Source organism: Shewanella sp. 10N.286.51.B8, from assembly GCF_041469325.1.
Lineage (GTDB): Bacteria > Pseudomonadota > Gammaproteobacteria > Enterobacterales > Shewanellaceae > Shewanella.
The window spans coordinates 21,452-39,717 of record NZ_JBFRKG010000025.1 but is presented as its reverse complement, the minus strand read 5'-3'; the positions used below and the strand labels follow the sequence as shown (position 1 = coordinate 39,717).

Sequence of the window (18,266 nt, the reverse complement as noted above, 5' to 3'; positions counted from 1 at the left end):
TTATTTAGTCATTAATTAAAGTAGCCTAAAATTAAGCCTAAATCCTCAAGACCCGTTAAGCGACCTTCGCGTAACTCTGGGTCAAGACCAGCTTGCTTTCTTTTATCCCAATTCTCTTCAACTTGAATGCTGGTGTCAGCACCAATCACTAACACAGTGTCATCCGCGGTAGTGAACTGATAGTTGTCAAACAAGGCATCGCTAAACCATAAACGCGATAGTTTATCCATTAACGCAACATCAGATGCACTTGGGTTAATCTTATTACCTGTTACAGTGTAAGGCTTATTAAATACGAACGGTAACTCTGCACCCACGCACATTTTACCTATACAACTAATTGATTTAATCAATGCACCAAGATCAATGCTGGTTGCATCATTACTGGTGGTCCACACATTAAAGCTTGGTTGATAATCAAAATTGTATAACGTTACCGCCTGCTCGGCAGTGTCGCTTGTTTGCTTGGCTTTAACACGTGCAGGCCCACTAAATAACATGTCATTGGTTAACAAATTAAATTGCGCCATATTACCCGTAGCACCAGTTAATTCATCTTCTTCATTCGGATAAAAGTCAGTTAATGCAAACACGCTATCAATTAACTCACCATTACCTAAACCAAAGAAAAAGCGGGTAATTGCGTCATAAGCGGTACTCGGTAAAATATCACCTAACTCAAGTTGTGCTTCAATTTCGTCAGCCGTTAAACCCATTAACTGTTGCTGTACTAATTCCAAGTTATCTTGCGATGCTAACCAAGCCTCAATATCTGCCGCGGCGGCATCTGGGTCTTCTGGCGCATTATTTTGCTCGTTGATTAACTCAATGATAGTTGGGATCAGTGAAGTTAAGCTTGGCACATATGACACAATTCTAGAATCATTGGTGTTAAAACCTAAAACCGTCGGTACATTTAGCTCAGTGAGTGCCGGCTGTGCTTCTAAATGATAACCCTTCACTTCAGGCTCTAAAAAACTGCCCTTTGGACGATAGTCCATATAAGGAGCAAAAGGTTTCAAATTAGCAAATGGCGTAATTTCTGCGTCTAACTTTGACCCGATACACAAGCCACTGCCAAATAAATTATCAAGGTCAATACAGTCAAGCCCTGACCAAGCGCCAACTTTCGCTAATGGGTTAAGTGCTTTTTCTTGCACTTGCATAATTTGTTCAAGGGTTAAGTCATTAAGCGAAACCGCTGCGGTAGTGCCAAATAATTCATCACCATAAGCTTGTAACTTACCTTGATAAGTTTTTGCTTGGTTATAAGATTTGTAATCAAATCCATAAGGGTTTGATTGCATAATGGCACGTTGGAAGTAGGTACCAGTGATAACTTCCTTAGTTTCAGTTTGTTGCAAAATACCCACCGACATCGCACCCGCACCTTGACCAACAAGGGTGACTTTTTCTGGGTCACCGCCAAAGGCGCTAATATTGTTGTGCACCCATTCAAGCGCGCGTTTTTGGTCACCTAAAGCAAAATTACCGCCTTTGTCGTTCTTACTACCATCAAGCCAGTAGCTACCTAAAATACCTAAACGATAATTTAGAGTGACCGCAATAAATGGTTTATCATCTAATGCCCCCTGAGCGACAACATTATCGCCTTGTACTAGCGGGTCTGAGCCTGAACCAAATTCAAAGTCACCACCATGAATAAACACATAAACCGGTAATTCAGCGGACTCGACCGTATCTTCTGGGCGCCAAATATTAAGGTTTAAACAATCTTCCGATTGCTCTTGAACCGTTAATTCAAGCTGCGGGCAAGCATCACCAAAAACCGTTGCATCGACCACATCTGTTAATTCTGTGACCACACTGTGCTCAAAGCGCGCAGAAGTCGCATAAGTAATGCCTTTAAACGCCTCTAACTCAACTCGCGTTGCCGTACCCTCTACATCATTAATCACCACTGACTCTCTAAGCCCCATTACGGTGCTATCACCAATGATCCGATCAATCTGCTGTGGTGGCAGTGGCTCGACAACGGGTACTTCAGGTTCTGGATCTGTAACACTAGGGCTGTCATCACTGCCACAGGCCACTAATGTTAATGAAATAAGCACTGCAAGGGTAGAACGGTAAAACACGGTCATAATTAACTCCATGTATCTCTGATTGCTAGGGTTTGGCTAGTGAATCATCAAAGTAGCTCAAGCCTAATATTAGGTTAAAGTTTGCATCTTTGCTGTATGAGCCTGAATAATTAAATTTATAGTAATTAATTTAACCCTTACCTTGTAATCGCTTATGAAGGATCGAACCATCATCATTAACATTGAAGTAATAAAATTAACCGCTATAGAGTAGTAAAAGCGTGAGATTTACACGGTTTAAAATCGATAAATCGCCCATCTACCCCCAATTGACGATAGCAATTCACGTTAGCCGTTTTGTGAGGGTTAAATCCTTCAAACGCGATTTAACAGATTACACAATGTCCATTAACCTTCTAATATTAATTATCAGCAGATCATAGAAACCGCTTTCGCTTCTATAATATTGCTAATTTGATTTAAAATATCTTTAGATTTTTAGCCGCTAAACGGCTAAATGGAGACACTAATGAACACCCCGAAGAACCTTATTAAGTTAATATTTTTTGCCTTGTTCATAACGGCCTGTAGCTCAAATCATCAACTTGAACAACGGGTTGATGCTAACAATTACAAAGATGCTCTCGTGGCGGCGGATCAAACCGAAATAGCTGAACCTTATCGATTTTGGGCTGATGAACAACCTGCGTTTTTATATGATGCAACCACCAACACCACACCATTAGCAAGTGCGTCAGAAAAGCTAAATATATTAGTGTTATCGGGTGGTGGTGCTAAGGGTGCTTATGGCACCGGAGTAATAAACGGCCTTTATGATAGTAATCAACTACCGCAATACACCATTGTCACAGGGATCAGTGCAGGCTCTTTGATTGCACCATTTGCATTTATTGGTGGTGATGAAATTCATCGATTAAAGCAAGTCATGCTAGGCCTTAACGATAAGGCTATATTAGGTAAGCGCAATTTTTTAAATGCTCTTTTTAAAGATGCCTTTACTGATGGCAGTAGTCTATATGAGCTAGTGGAGCAGTTTTACCCTGCTACAATGATTGATAAAATAGCGACTGAACACCAAAAAGGGCGTCGACTATTTATTGGCACTACGCAGTTTGATTCTGGCGAGCTGATGATCTGGAATATTGGCCAAATTGCTGCCAGTAACTTACCAAATAAATATGACTTAGTTCATCAAATTTTAGCCGCAAGCTCGTCAATTCCAGGGGTGTTTCCACCACAATTCATCAATGTTGAGATAGATGGAAAGCCTCTAGAAGAACTACATGTTGATGGCGGCATGAACTCACAAATGTTTGTCGACCCAGGTAATTTCGATTATGGGTTAGTCAATCAGGCTTTAGGTTATCAGCAACCAACTAATATTCACGTTATCCGTAACGGGGTATTAAAATCACCTTATATTTCCCTACATGATAAAGGCCTTGAACTACTGAATCGCAGTTTGAAAAGTATGACGATTCAACAAGCTAGAGGTGATTTATATCGAATGCTGTATTACAGCGAAGTAAATAACTACGATTTGTCATTCACTTATATTGACGACAAGTTTGATGCAGAACCTGCCACCAAGAAAATGTTTGATCAGCAGTACATGGAAGCCTTATACCAAAACGGCTATGACAAGGCGGTAAACAACAATTTATGGCAAAACCAAGTTCCTTATTAAAGAAGTTATAGTTTACTTTCACGACTCTCCCAAGTCATTACTGGGAGAGTAAAATCAAGCTAATACGTCATTATTAATCCCACCTTTTTACCATTTTATCAGCATTTTTAGTCGCTTTAGTTATGACTCTACACTTTTTGGAATAACTTACCATGTTGAGAACGACTTGAAACACTGAACATAATGGCGGCTTTATCAATAAGCTGCAGCTAAGTAACTCCTCTTCTTAATACTGTCTGTTGTTAGCGATTGCGCAATGCCTTAATGATACTACTATCAACCAAAGCAGCTGCATTCATCCATCAATATTCATGCCTCCCATCAAATACATTCCATTCTTCATAATATCGTTTCAGCGCCAGCGGTTCATGGCATGACACGTATGAATAGCACCTTGCAGAGGCTACTCAATTTCATCAGTATTCCAGTTAAAGTCAGTCCCTATAAAGGTTTAACTCATGCTCAACGTTAATGTGACGGGTTACATTGCAGCATTATCAGTCATTTAGGGCTTATTAAAGCCGAACCTAAAATTTTCCACCTTCCTGTGAAATAGTGACTGTTTAAAATGGAGACTAAGCTGCTGATTTAATCTTTTAAAAATACTCAACACAAAAAAGCCCATCATGAGTACATGATGGGCTTTAATAACAGGGACAGAATAATCAATTAGAAAGGTGTTACAAGCTATAATTTAAACGACCAAATATAGTTTATAAAACAGTGATGACATCTTGTTCAGGTAAACGCGATTTAGGTAGGCCAAAGTTATAATCTTCGCCCTCTTTGTGATAACCCATTGCTAGCGCAAACTCACAAACGTAACCATCTAACTCTTCTTTAAAAATCTCACCAATTAAGCTTGGGTCAACGCCTTCCATCGATGTAGAAGCAATCCCTAAACGAGCTAGCGTATGCAAGGTATTACCAATAGCAATATAGGTTTGCGCTTTAGTCCAATGGCCATTAAAACCACTGTCATCAGTATTTTGCTCTGCAAAACCAAAAGCACCATTTAGCATGTTGTCATACATGTCTGCCGGTAAATGACCTGACGACACTTCAACATCAACAACTTTTCTGTAGTCATCTTTAGTGAACTTAGGGTTATGGGCAAATAAAATCACATGGGAGGCTTCAGTAGCATGAGGCTGATTAAACTGGTGCATATTGGCAAACGTTTCATGAAAACGTTGTTTTGCCACATCAGTTTCTAATACGATAAATTTCCACGGCTGTGAGTTAATAGAAGAAGCAGTTAAACGAATCGCTTGTTTCACTACGTCCATATCCGCTGCTGAAATACGCTTACTTGAATCATACTTTTTCACAGTATAACGTTTATTCAAATCTGCAATAATTGGGTGTGACATAATGATTTTCCTCATAGGTGATGCCGATGCGGTGCATTTTAGGCTTTTCCATTGAGAAAAAAAGAGTGCTAGACACCAATCTTTATGGTGTATTTAAACCATAAAAGTAATAGCTAAAAGCAGTTCTTTATGGCTGAAGAGCGTCACGTTCTGCAAATAAAAATAACAACCCCATGGCTGTTTACAGGTTATTTTGACGAATTAAGCTGGGAACTTTCACTACATTATTGCTATTTATTAAGTCTAATATTGGTAACCAATGACCAAAAAAACCTAAGACTCTGTTTAAAAACATTATATTTAAACTGGCATGCACATTGCTTTAATTTAACTTAAATACAACATCTACCATAGTGACTAAAATCTGAGTCACTATGTACTATAAAGTCCAAGGAGTGACATTATGGCCGTGATTTTAGAAGATCGTCCTATTGAGCAAGTCAGAGAACAAGTTATCGATCAGTTAATTGTCAATTATAGCCACGGCATTATCTCTGCTGAAGCCTTTGAAAGACGCCTTGATGAGGCAATGAACTCCAGTGACCATCAAGAGATAATCGCACTGGTCGCAGACCTAACCTTAACCGCTGATACTGACTATAGTCAGCAAAAAGACCACCAGTTTGCGCCAAACTATGGCAGCAAAACTGCCACTGAAGATATGCGCTTAACCAGCATATTAGGTAACAGTGAACGTAGCGGCCAATGGGTGGTGCCAAAGGTTATTAAGGTTAATAATATTATTGGCGAAACCACTCTGGACTTTAGTGATGCCATTTTTCAGCATCAACATGTCACCATTGAGATTAATTGCTTTTTGGGCAGTAGCAGTATCTATGTTCCTGAAGGCATTAATGTGGTGTGTAAAACTTACGGGCTCGTCAGTAGCATTGAAAACAAAGCGCCTTCTATCGCAACCCGCCAAGCTCCTGTCATCACCATTGAGGGTAAGGTTATTTTGGGCTCGCTGGAGGTGTCTATCAAGCGCACCATTAAAGAAAAGTTTATCGAGTTTGCCAACAACTTAAAATCGGCATTCGATACTAAAAACTACTTTTGATACTAAGAACACAAGATCCGAATATAAGGCAAACCTCAACGATAATATTTGCCTTATTTCGGCCATTAAATCAGCTCTAAGCCATAAGTAACTCAATACCTAGCAATCGCCAAGCTGGGATTAGATGATGCTTCAATCAAGCGCTACTCTAAGTAATCACACTAAATACTCTAAGCAAGTCATCAATTGTTACAACAACCCCAACTTAAATGATGCTCGTAAGTTACCGCTTAGCTGTTAACTTGTTATAATCAGCATCAGCTTTAAATGACCCTATAGAATCATCAATGCAATGGTTCCAATACAAGCGTTATGAATACAATCATTATCAATAAAAACGCTAATAGTCACTCAATCCTAATCAATGCCATTAAACATCATGGAATGATAATTAAAACAACAGGAAATAACATGTATCGAATCGTCACTGCGGGACTGGTTACGCTCTCATTTGTGGGAAGTACCGACGCCTTAGCCAATGAATACGTGCTAAGTAAAGTCGCCAAGCCACTATCACAAAGTATTAAGCTCAACTTAGATCCAGTAAAAGATAACTTCTCAGGCAGCACAGCCATTCAAATTGAAGTGCTTGAAGCCACTAAGCAATTACAACTTAACGGCTTAGAATACACTGCTAGCAATATCCAGTTAGATGCCAAATCAGCTAACAACAAAGACTGCCAACTAGATGTAATCATGCAAGATACTGGGGTGGTTTTGTTTAACTGCCCACATACTATCGAACCTGGTGCATATTCTTTCTCAATGGATTTCACAGCTCCTTATAACCGTCAATCTGTCGGCCTGTATAAAACCATTGATGGCGGCCTGCCCTACTTATTTACCCAGTTTGAAATGAGTGATGCGCGCCGCAGTTTTCCAAGCTTTGATGAACCAGAATATAAAATCCCTTTTCAAGTCACCATCACAGCCCCAAGTACTGAAAAGGTTTACAGCAATACCCCAGAGCTTTCAGTTGCAACCAAAGATGGCCTGACAACTCACGTATTTGCTCAAACCAAGCCAATATCCTCTTACCTTGTTGCTTATGCTGTGGGTCAATTTGAAGAAATTGAAGTCACAGGCATGAAAGTCCCAGGGCGCGTAATAACCACTAAGGGGAAAATCGAGCTAGCCAAATATGCAGCCGAGCAAATGCCGTTAGTGCTTAGTGCATTAGAAGATTATTTTGGGGTCGATTACCCTTATCAAAAGCTTGATAGCGTTGCCGTACCTGAGTTTCCTTTTGGGGCGATGGAAAACGCAGGCTTAGTCACTTATCGTGAAGATATTTTGTTAGTTGATGAGCAAACCGCCAGCCAAAATAGCAAAAAAACTGCCGTTTCAATTATTGCCCACGAGCTAGCACACCAATGGTACGGTAACCTAGTGACCATGCAATGGTGGAATGACCTATGGTTAAACGAAGCTTTTGCCAGCTGGATGGCTGCGAAAGTGACCGAGCAAATTCACCCAGAATTTGAATCTAACTTAGCATTATCCAAAAACTACGTGATGTCATTAGATGCACGGGTATCGACCAAGCCTATCCGCAAGCCCATTAAAACCGAAGCCGACATTATGGACGGTTTAGGCCTTGCCTATAGTAAAGGCGAAGCAGTGCTAGATATGGTAGAAAACTATATCGGCGAGGCTGAATTTAATAAGGGTATTCGTCAATACATTAAAGATCATGCCTTTCAAAATACTGAAGCTGATGATCTTTGGAATGCCTTATCAAAAGCCTCTGGTAAAGATGTTGGCAGTATCTTAAGCACCTTTATTGAACAATCATCTTACCCTTTAATCGATGTGTCATTAGCAGGTGATAAGCTAACCCTTAAACAAAGCCGCTTTGTAAATGCTGGCACTGTAGCTGCAAAGCAGTCTTGGACTGTGCCAGTATCGGTTAAATACGGTAAAGGCGACAAAGTTGCAACCGAAACCATTTTACTCACCAGTCAATCGCAAACCATCAAATTAGCATTCAGTCCTGATTGGATTTATCCAGATTCAGACGCCATGGGTTACTACCGCTGGTTGTTAGATGAAACACAAATGAGCAACTTATTAGCCAATGCTAAAACCCAGCTTACAGCTCGTGAGCGTAAAGCCTTGATCTCAGCAGCTGATGCCTTATTAGATGCCGGCTTTATCTCAGGTGGTGAGTTACTGAATATTTTAGGCGCATTTATTGATGACCAACATCCGCAAATCGTCTCTGCCGCATTAGGTTACTTACAATCTCAAAAACGCACCTTTATTGATGACACCAACCAAGAGCTATGGGCTAAGTTCATTGCCTCAAGAGCACAAAGCGCAATCGAGAAGTACGGTGTTACTGCAAAAGTTGATGAAAAGTCATCTATTAGTAAGTTACGCCCAACATTGATTAACTTATTAGCTTTTGAAGCCAAAGATAAAGCCACAATTGCAACCGCTAAAAAACAAGCTGACTTGTACCTTAATGGTAATAACGATGTTGACCAGTACCTTATCGGCACTTACCTCAATATTGCAGTGTATTTTGGTGACAGTAAGGTATTAGCGAAAGTAAAAGCTGAATTTGAGGTAACGAAAGACCCGCAAAAACGCACTCGTTTAATGTATGCCTTAGGCTATGCGCCTACTGAAAAACTACAAAACAGCGTGCTAGCTTATAGTTTGACCGATAAAGTCAATGCGCCAGATTTACGCTATATCTTTGCAGGGCAAGCTTATACCGATGAGCGTAAACAACGCTTTAGAGATTGGATCTATGCTAACTTCAGCGCCATAAAAGCGAAACTACCTCCCTTTGCGGTGGCGATGATCCCATCGTTTACCGGTAGCGGTTGTGATTTAGCGGCACTGGATACAACCAACACATTCTTTAAGCCAAAAGTCGCGCAAACACCTGAGTTTGGCCGTACCTTAGCCAAGCTCGATGAAAGTGTTAAAAACTGCGTCAGCTTAAAGCAGCGTGAACTTGCCAGCGTTGAGAAATACTTAAACCAGCTCTAATCGGTCTGTAGAGCCTTAACTAAAAAGCCAGTCTCACGACTGGCTTTTTGTTGTTAGTGCATCAGTTAGCGTTTTTAGGTGGCTTAGACAGCTTAATATAAACACTTAGGGATATAAAAATCAGCGCACCGCCAATAACTTTTTGCAGCGAAATTTGCTCATCTAACAGACTAAAGCTTAAGATCATGGTCCAAATAGGCTCTAAAATCATAATCAATGCCGCGGTTTCCATCTTAACTTGATACTGGCCTAGAGTCTGAAATACATAACGCACTGACGTAGCGATAACAGTAGAGACCACAAACCAAAATATCAAACTATCATTGACCTCAAAGCTTAATTGCTGGGTAAAGGCAACATACACAGCAGCAACTAAGCCAACCATAAATAACTGTAAACATATCGAATCAAGTGGCTTAATACTGAGACTAATTTTTTTGTTCAACACAAAATGAACAGACAGCAATGAAGAGGCAAGTAAGAAATACCATTGACTGGTCTCCACTTGCCAGCCATTACTTAAACTCAGTAACATCATCCCTACCACACTGATGGGTAAAGCTAACCAAAATGCGCGGTGAGGCTTAACTTTAAACAAAACCCAGGCGGTCATAGGCGCAATGATCATCGCTAAACTCATGATAAATGCCCCTTCAGACAGGCTATTACTGATCGATACCGCAAACACCCAAATCTGTAACGACATCCCCAAGAAAATGCCTACTCCACAGGCTAATAGCAACTGCTTGGCTCTTAATCGCCAAATACTTTTATAGCAAAAAGGTAATAAAATCAGACTAGCTAACATAAAGCGGCTAGCAATAAACACTTCGCCGGGCATTTCATCAACCACAAGCTTTGACGAAATCCAGCCAACAGCAGCCAACAAGGTGGCAATAAATAAATATAACGCTCCGCGCATTGATAATTCTCTAGAGTAATATTGAAACAGACACAGCTCATCAGCGCCTAAAACAAGCAGGCCGCAGTGAAAATAAGATTAACTAAAGTGCTGTATCAATATGCATGGATCGTCATGCATTGATAAAAAGAAAGGTATTAGCGGTTAGCTTAACCACCCCCTCATATAGTAAAATAGCCACTTTACAGTGAAGTAAAGTGGCTATTATATTTTAACCTGTTTAGCGACTGCTTAACTAGCAAGCGTGCGCTTTATAGGCATTAGTTGCTAGCATACTCACAATAATCAGTTAAGCCTTTCTCATCACCACCAAATAAGGTGGCTGGATCATGCGCAGCCAATGGGTAACCATGCTTAATACGGTTAGGTAAATCTGGGTTTGCCACAAATGGGCGGCCAAAACCAACCATATCCACTAAGCCATCTTGTATCGCTTGCTCTGCGGTATCGGCGTTATACTTACCGGCATAAATGAGTACCCCTTGATATGCTTCACGTACCGCTTTTTTAAAGCCTGCTGGGGTTTCAGGAGCATCATCCCAATCCACTTCTGCAATATGTAAATACACAATCTTATGGGTATTTAATAACGCTGCTGCAGCAGTGTAAGTTTCAACAGGGTTAGCATCAACGGTGCCATTTAATGAAGTAAATGGAGCTAAACGCACCCCAACTCTGTCAGCGCCAATCGCCTCAATCATAGCGCCAACCACTTCACTTAAAAAACGTAAACGGTTTTCTACTGAGCCGCCGTATTCATCGGTGCGGTTATTCGCCTCTGAATCAATAAACTGGTTAATTAAATAACCGTTAGCAGCATGTAATTCAATGCCATCAAAACCCGCTTCAATCGCATTAAGCGCCGCTTGACGATATTCTTCAATCACAGCTTTAATATCTGCTTTGGTCATTGCCCGTGGCTCAACCACATCAACAAAACCAGGCTCTTGGGTGCCGTTGTCGATAAAGACTTTTACATTTTCAGCTTTAAGGGCAGAAGATGAAATAGGTTGCTCGCCACCAATATTATCAGGGTGAGTAACGCGGCCAACGTGCCAAAGCTGAGCAAAAATAACCCCGCCTTGTTGATGAACTAAATCAGTGGTTTTTTTCCAACCCGCAATTTGTTCAGGGCTGTAAATACCCGGTGTCCAAGCATAACCTTGACCCATTGCAGAAATCTGCGTGCCTTCAGCCACAATTAAACCCGCTTGTGCGCGCTGAGCATAATATTTTGCCATCATGCCATTAGCCAAGTTTCCTGGCTGTGAAGCACGTGAACGGGTCATTGGTGGCATTACAATGCGGTTGGTTAGTGTATGACGGCCTAGTTGCAGCGTTTGAAATAATGCTTGTTTCATGTTGTCATTCCTCGAAAAATGGGTCATTGAGCAGCCGATGTAATAGGGCTTTGAGATAACGAGCTCAGTTCAGTTAGCTCGGTTCAGTTAGCTCAGTTGAATCAGCTCAATTTGATAGTTATCAGGGTCAGTGATGAATGCGATGTGCGTCGCGCCGCCTTTTACAGGGCCGGGCTCACGAGTGACTTTTCCGCCTAAATCTTTAATCTTGTCGCAAGCAGCGTAAATATCATCCACACCTAAGGCTAAATGACCAAAGGCATTACCCATATCATACAGGTCTGTATCCCAGTTGTAAGTCAGCTCAATGCTAGTGCCATCTGGCTGATCGGCATAACCAACAAACACTAAGGTATAACGATATTCAGTGTTTTCAGCTCTATCGAGCACACTCATACCCAGCACATCAGTATAAAATTCAATCGATTTCTCAAGATCTGCAACTCTGATCATAGTGTGTAAAAATTTCATAATTTGCCCTTAGCTTCACAGAGATGAAAGCGCTGTTAGTAGTGATAACAAAATAACAATCTAAAACGCTTGCGTTGATTTAATAGGGCTAGTTTACGGTAATGGAGAGGATTAAAATAATTATTAAAAATTCTTAAAACGATAATTTTTTATTATTCGTATGAGCTATAGATTTTATAGCGCTACAAAAATGAATCACTCGCTAGCGACATGCTACTTACCGGTTGCAGCGTTTGTGCGCCAGCCAATCAATTCGACATTCTTATTTTACATTCTTGTTCTACACTGTTATTGCCATAAACGTATTACATAAGCGTTAACCATCACCCCTTTGTGCTTTTACCTAAAGCAATATCTGCAAGGAGCGACAATGAAACAAAGTTCAACAAACACGATATTGATAGGTAAAGGCGATAATCCCGTTGAGCTACAACTGCGTTATGGTAATCGTCATGGCTTAATTGCAGGAGCGACAGGTACGGGTAAAACGGTCTCGCTGATGATGTTAGCTGAAAACTTTTCCCGTCAAGGTGTGCCGGTTTTTGTTACTGATATTAAAGGGGATATTTCAGGTCTAGCCGCTGCAGGCAAGGTGTCAGATAAACTATTAGCCCGCGCTGATAAAATTGGTATTAGCAATTTCAGCCCCCAAGCTAATCCATGCGTTTTTTGGGACTTACTCGGCCAGCAAGGTCACCCTATTCGCACCACCGTCAGTGAAATGGGGCCAACATTATTAGCCAGAATGCTGGGGCTAAATGACATCCAAAGCAGCATTTTAGACATCGTTTTTGCCTTAGCCGATAGCCGAGGCTTATTACTGCTGGATTTAGACGACCTTAAAGCGCTTCTGACCTTGGTCTCAAAAGAGCGTAAAACCATCAGTGCTGAATACGGTTTAGTCAGTGCGCAATCATTAGCGGCGATTCAGCGATCGCTGATGAGTTTAAAGCGTGACGGTGGTGAGGTTTTCTTTGGCGAGCCCGCCCTTGAGCTAAGTGACATCATGGGCGTTGATGAGCAAAACCATGGCTTAATCAATATTCTGGCGGCAGATAAATTAGTATTAACCCCAAATTTATATGCCAGTTTTATACTATGGTTGTTATCCGAGCTATACGAAAACCTGCCTGAGGTCGGCGATGCCGACAAACCTAAGTTGGCCTTTTTTATCGATGAAGCCCATTTACTGTTTGAGGATAGCCCAGATCATCTACTTAAGCGTATCGAGCAAATTATGCGCCTAATCCGCTCTAAAGGGGTTGGGGTGTATTTTTGCTCACAATTTCCTGACGATATACCCGATGCGATATTGGGACAATTGGGTAATCGTATTCAACATGCTTTGCGGGCTTATACACCAAGGGACCAAAAATCGGTTCGCGCCGCCGCTGAAACCTTTGTGGTAAATCCTAAACTGGATATCACCGCAGTGATTTCGAGCTTAGCCGTGGGTGAGGCCTTAGTATCAACCTTACAAGATAATGGTGTGCCCAGTATGGTTGAGCAAACGCTGATATCCCCGCCCCGCTGTCGTATGGGGCCATTAACACTGACTGAGCGTAATGCTTGTCGCGCCCAAAGCCCTATCGGTAATCATTATGATATCGCCATTAATCGCGAGTCGGCTTATGAACGCCTCAATCAACTCGAGCAACTTGAAAAAGCCCCTGATGCCAAGCCTCCTATAGAAAAAGCTGACAGTAAAAAGTCTACCCCCAAAAAAACAAGCTCAACACCCCAAAAAGATAGCGAGGATGAACAAAGCAATTGGTTTAGCGAATTGCTATTTGGCACCAAGCGCCGTCAAGGTCTAGTACAGAGCTTTTCAAAACAAGCTGCACGCGCGGTGGGCAGTAAGTTTGGCAAACAAATTTTGCGGGGAATACTGGGCAGCATTAGCGGCAAAAGCGGTAAATAATTGTTCGCGGTTATATTGCTCTAGCCAGTCATTTTAACTCATCCTTGACCTGTAAATAGGAATTTTTAGCCATAACTGCCTAGAAAGATCACCTTGTGACAAGCTATATTTTTTATTAAATCAATAATATCTAACTTTGAAAAATTTCAGCAATCCCTTTGGTTAACTTAGTTGTAACTTCACTAATAAATGCGCTATTGTTTAGTTAATGGAGTTTTTAGAGGTGATTAAGGATGAGCCAATTTTTCACTTTACTCAATCTTAGTTTACTAGACGTCACGTTAGAATATGTCACGTTAGCTGATGCCTCTGTAATAGATAGCATTACTCAGGCCAATGCCTTTGAAACCACTTATGTTGTTATTCTTCGCTATTTTACAAGACCTTCTGACGTTATACGCGCAGCTAGCATCAAACACCTCAAGCACTTAGTGGCATATTACGCCCCTGTGCTTCCATCAGCCCTTATTAGTCACAATAACTTAATAAGGGGCGACTTATAGATATGATTAACCTGCATTTAAGAAAGTCATTATTATTTGGACTGATTGTATTTTCATTCTGTATATCAATTCTGTATCTAGATAATCGCTCAGAAGATTTTGTCATCGATAAGCAAAAACAGCTTATCAGCGAAAACTTATTTAAATTAAAAAAAGAGCATATTACTGATCTTGTTTCATCGGTGCATATCGCAGCTGAAGCAACCCTTAAGCGCGAATACCAAAAACAACAAACTAATCTACAAACGCATTCGCAACAATTCAAATTAGTACTTAATAACACCCCTGAACATCAACGCTGCCAAGTGCTACAAACTTTAGCCGCTGACGATGATGAGTTTCAATACCAATTAACACAATCAGGACAAGCTCTTTGTCAGTCATCCCATAAGCCAAGTTTACACTCCTCTAAGCCAGACAATACCTTGGCTGAAATAAGTATTAACACAGCGATTGCTGATGATATGCAAATGACACTGTCATTATTACCACCTCAAGTTATCAATGAAGCGAAAAAAAGGATCGCTGCCTTTATTAGGCTAATTAAACTGCAGAACCCAGAAACCTACGTTTGGGTAAATGAAGTGATTAATTACGCCGGTGGTGATGACTTTGCCATTAGAAAAGTTCACCCTAGCCAGCCTGAAACCGAAGGGCTGCTATTATCAACCCTCAGTCAAGACATCAAAGGTAACTACCCCTTCCAGATGGAGCTTGATGGCATTAATGCTCAAGGTGAAGTTTACTTCGAGTATTATTTCAAACGTAAAACCAATGATGAAATCGTTAAAAAACTGGCCTATGCCAAATTATATAAGCCTTTTGATTGGATTATCGCCACAGGGGTATATGTGGATGATTTAGAATTTGCAGTAGATCAAGAGATCAACAAGCTGATGGTTGAGCTCAATTTTTACAATAATCTGGTTGCCATTATCGCCATCTTTTTATCCGTGTTACTGGTTATATGTTTATACGTGATAGAAAGAAATGCCCTTAATAGTAAAGAGCGAGAGCTGGCACTAAAACACAAGCAACAAGATGTAAAAAACTACCGTCAAGTACTATCATCTATGCTTGATTTAGTGGAGCGGCGCGATAGCTACACCGCTGGTCATACGCGGCGGGTTGCACAATACTCAGTGATGATAGCTAAAGAGATGGGCTTTAGTAATGCTGAAGTGGAAATCCTCTATGAATCAGCAATCATGCATGACATAGGTAAGATATCTACACCCGATAGTATTCTACTAAAACCAGGTAAACTCACCTCGCAAGAATACAAAATTATTCAGCAGCATTTAGACAGCGGCTACAAGCTACTGGTATCGATTAAAGCCTTTAAAAAACATGCTGAAATCATCAGGTGCCATCATGAACACTATGATGGGACGGGTTACCCTCGGGGACTTAAAGGCAAACAGATCTGCCCACTTTCTCATATTCTCATTTTAGTTGACGCCTTTGATGCTATGACCTCAAAACGTATCTATAAAATGAGTAAATCGAAACAAGAAGCTATCGCAGAAATAAAGGCGCTGGCAGGTAAACAATTTTGCCCTGAAACGGTAAAAGCAGCTGTGCCAGTGCTAGAGAGTGCTAATCTAATTCCTGTTGATCATAATTATTTAAAGGATGAGTTTGAAGAAGCAAGGCTTGCCTATTATTACAAAGATTCGCTTACCGGTTTATATAACTATCGATATCTAGAGCACGTTATCACGTTAAACGAAGAGCTATTTAGCAAACATTATCATTGCTGTTACGTCATCAGTTTGTTCAATTTTGGTCAATACAATAAAACCCACGGCTGGCTCGAAGGTGATAAAAAACTTACCTTTATAGCCAACAAGTTAACTGCATTTTTGCCAGAGTCGTTAATTTATAGAGTGTTTGGCAATGACTTTCTTATCTTAACCCTAGAGCATATAGAGCTAGATGCAAAGTCGCTAATCGCGCAACTAGAACTTGATAACCTTAATATTGAACTTGCGTTAGAGCATATCAATATTGACCAGCAGCAAATCCACAATGTAACTCAATTTACTGAGATTATTAACAAGATAGTTAATAAGAAGACTTGCCCCAATATGCCCTAAAGTTCAGTATCAGGCTTGTAAAGCAACAGCATGAATAGAGGGTATTCATGCAATACTGTCTAACTAATAGTCACGAGATTAATCATAAAATAATCGATCAAGTAGCCAAAATGCGAAATAAAAATTAACTAAAAAATTAACTAATACTATAATGTTAACTGAGGGTTTGAGTCGTATCTCGTAGTATTAATCTAAGGAAGTCAATAATGAAATGGTTACCTGCTAAGTGGGTGTTAGATAAAGAGGCAGAACTATCATTTCAACAATCTTTAAATCAACGCTCACGCACAAATGCAGTAATGATGAGTTACATCTTAATTACGGTGTTGCTATTTTTTACCCTATCTTCATTTGCAGCCACTAATTATACTTTCGCCGACATCTTAACCCGTATTGTCAGCCTCCTAATTGCAATGGTAATGATTTTCAGTATTAAAAAATCAGCCACCTGTTACCTTGATTCGATACTGTTATTTTTTGCGGTGCTGTTTACCCTCATCAATGGTTTATTCTTTTATAGCTATGCTATTAACCATCAAGAGCTCCATGAAGGCGGCCCTATGCTGTCAGCCATTTTTATTACAGCCATTCCCATACTTCACTTAGGTCAAAAGTTCATTATTTGGCTGTTACTGGGTGTTGCTCTGCTTATAATCCAATTCAACACCGAGGTGGATATCATTTGGAGTATAAACTTCTATGTGATAACAGTTGCTATCATGACCGCGATGCAATATCAAACGGATGTACTGCTGAGAAAACAATATAAATACGAGTTAATTCAAACACAAAAAGCGCAAACTGATAAGTTAACAGGGATTCATAATCGCTATAATTTCGATAAGCAATTCTCGACTCTGTTACACAATTTAAAACAGGGGCAGTACCTTTCATTGGCGATGATCGATATTGACCACTTTAAAAAATATAATGACCGCTACGGGCATTTAATGGGCGATAAAGCCTTGGTCAGCTTTGCCCAGTTACTTTCAAACCAAGGTGCCGATATGGTGGTGCGCTTTGGTGGCGAAGAATTTATTTTGGTTTCTGTCAGTTCAAATCAAAATAAGCACTGGCTTGAAGATCTCCCCATGCAGCTTAAACGGCTCGAGATTGAGCATAGTGATTCAGCAACCGGGTTTCTGTCAGCATCCGCTGGGGTGGTCAGTGTTAGTGCCAATCAGCGTCACCTCGTTAATAAAACCAAGCTTTTAACCTTAGCCGATCGCTGTTTGTACCAAGCGAAAAAAGCCGGTAGAAACCAAGTGTGTCGCCAAAAGGTATCTTGTGAAGAATAAGACTTAAGTTAAGCTTGAGGCAAAAGTTGCAGTTGAGGCTGAGAATGAACTTGCGCTCACCGCCAGATAGCATCATTCGGATGAGTCTTTTTTATTTGCTTCTCTAGCAACCAAAATAAAGGTTAAATACATTTTAGTTGGCAGTGACAGTGCCATACCAAAAGCGACACACATCGAACTGATGATAATTCCCTTAACGCCCATTGCGGCTACGGTATCATTAAAGTTGTGCAAATAAACCCCAAGTAAAATTAACCAAATACCAATGGTTATGCAGGTTCTAAGCAGTAGTATTAATTGTCTATTGCTCACTTAATTCTCCTCAGCTTAATGGTACACACCTTGGCATAGCACACCGACATTGTAGTCAATATATAGCTAAATTATGCCACCATTGTCAGTGAGTGTCGCGGCACAGGTTACGTTAAATATTACCAAGCAGTTAAAGAGCTTATTCTGACAAAAGATGGGTTAACCAGCTAAGCTTTTAGCTTTTAGCTTT

Annotated in this window: 13 protein-coding genes; 7 read left to right on the top strand and 6 right to left on the bottom strand. The window is 40.5% G+C overall.

Annotated features, from left to right (window positions below; translation table 11 throughout):
* Window positions 1-11: 11 nt before the first annotated feature.
* Complete coding sequence (locus AB4160_RS09995; protein ID WP_372004459.1) at window positions 12-2,105, bottom strand: carboxylesterase family protein; 2,094 nt, start codon at window positions 2,103-2,105, stop codon at window positions 12-14.
* A 469-nt stretch (window positions 2,106-2,574) separates the two neighbouring features.
* Here AB4160_RS09995 and AB4160_RS09990 point away from each other — a divergent pair, with 469 nt between their 5' ends.
* On the top strand, window positions 2,575-3,753 hold the full coding sequence (locus AB4160_RS09990; RefSeq protein ID WP_102439104.1) for a patatin-like phospholipase family protein: 1,179 nt from the start codon (window positions 2,575-2,577) through the stop codon (window positions 3,751-3,753).
* Between the two features lie 713 nt (window positions 3,754-4,466).
* On the opposite strand, the gene AB4160_RS09985 is transcribed toward AB4160_RS09990, so the two are convergent.
* A complete protein-coding gene (locus AB4160_RS09985; protein WP_102439106.1) occupies window positions 4,467-5,126 on the bottom strand; it encodes a nitroreductase family protein in 660 nt (219 codons plus the stop codon).
* 403 nt (window positions 5,127-5,529) lie between these two features.
* Between AB4160_RS09985 and AB4160_RS09980 the strand changes: the two genes are divergently transcribed.
* Window positions 5,530-6,186 carry a LiaF domain-containing protein gene (locus tag AB4160_RS09980; RefSeq protein WP_371999518.1) on the top strand — a complete coding sequence of 219 codons (657 nt, stop codon included), beginning with the start codon at window positions 5,530-5,532 and terminating at the stop codon, window positions 6,184-6,186.
* Window positions 6,187-6,597: 411 nt separating this feature from the next.
* Entirely contained in the window at window positions 6,598-9,189 is a 2,592-nt protein-coding gene (locus AB4160_RS09975) for a M1 family metallopeptidase (RefSeq protein WP_102439110.1), read from the top strand.
* 61 nt (window positions 9,190-9,250) lie between these two features.
* Here the strand turns inward: AB4160_RS09975 and AB4160_RS09970 are convergent, their stop codons facing one another.
* The 3 genes from AB4160_RS09970 to gloA all read right to left on the bottom strand — a co-directional run bounded on the left by AB4160_RS09970 (window position 9,251) and on the right by gloA (window position 11,943).
* Window positions 9,251-10,111 (bottom strand): DMT family transporter, encoded by an 861-nt coding sequence (locus tag AB4160_RS09970; protein WP_102477050.1) that lies wholly within the window; start codon window positions 10,109-10,111, stop codon window positions 9,251-9,253.
* Between the two features lie 260 nt (window positions 10,112-10,371).
* The gene (locus AB4160_RS09965; protein WP_372004456.1) at window positions 10,372-11,472 is read right to left on the bottom strand and encodes an alkene reductase; all 1,101 of its coding nucleotides are present in this window, start codon (window positions 11,470-11,472) and stop codon (window positions 10,372-10,374) included.
* Window positions 11,473-11,559: 87 nt separating this feature from the next.
* A complete protein-coding gene (gene gloA, locus AB4160_RS09960) occupies window positions 11,560-11,943 on the bottom strand; it encodes a lactoylglutathione lyase (RefSeq protein WP_372004453.1) in 384 nt (127 codons plus the stop codon).
* Window positions 11,944-12,313: 370 nt separating this feature from the next.
* Between gloA and AB4160_RS09955 the strand changes: the two genes are divergently transcribed.
* The 4 genes from AB4160_RS09955 to AB4160_RS09940 all read left to right on the top strand — a co-directional run bounded on the left by AB4160_RS09955 (window position 12,314) and on the right by AB4160_RS09940 (window position 17,764).
* A complete protein-coding gene (locus AB4160_RS09955; RefSeq protein WP_372004450.1) occupies window positions 12,314-13,864 on the top strand; it encodes a helicase HerA-like domain-containing protein in 1,551 nt (516 codons plus the stop codon).
* A 233-nt stretch (window positions 13,865-14,097) separates the two neighbouring features.
* Window positions 14,098-14,367: a hypothetical protein gene (locus AB4160_RS09950; RefSeq protein ID WP_372004447.1), complete on the top strand. Its 270-nt coding sequence runs from the start codon at window positions 14,098-14,100 to the stop codon at window positions 14,365-14,367.
* 2 nt (window positions 14,368-14,369) lie between these two features.
* Entirely contained in the window at window positions 14,370-16,466 is a 2,097-nt protein-coding gene (locus AB4160_RS09945) for an HD domain-containing phosphohydrolase (RefSeq protein WP_372004444.1), read from the top strand.
* A gap of 206 nt (window positions 16,467-16,672) precedes the next feature.
* Window positions 16,673-17,764, top strand: a complete 1,092-nt coding sequence (locus AB4160_RS09940) for a GGDEF domain-containing protein (RefSeq protein ID WP_102531019.1) — start codon at window positions 16,673-16,675, stop codon at window positions 17,762-17,764.
* A 72-nt stretch (window positions 17,765-17,836) separates the two neighbouring features.
* Here the strand turns inward: AB4160_RS09940 and AB4160_RS09935 are convergent, their stop codons facing one another.
* On the bottom strand, window positions 17,837-18,076 hold the full coding sequence (locus AB4160_RS09935) for a hypothetical protein (protein WP_372004441.1): 240 nt from the start codon (window positions 18,074-18,076) through the stop codon (window positions 17,837-17,839).
* Window positions 18,077-18,266 lie beyond the last annotated feature (190 nt).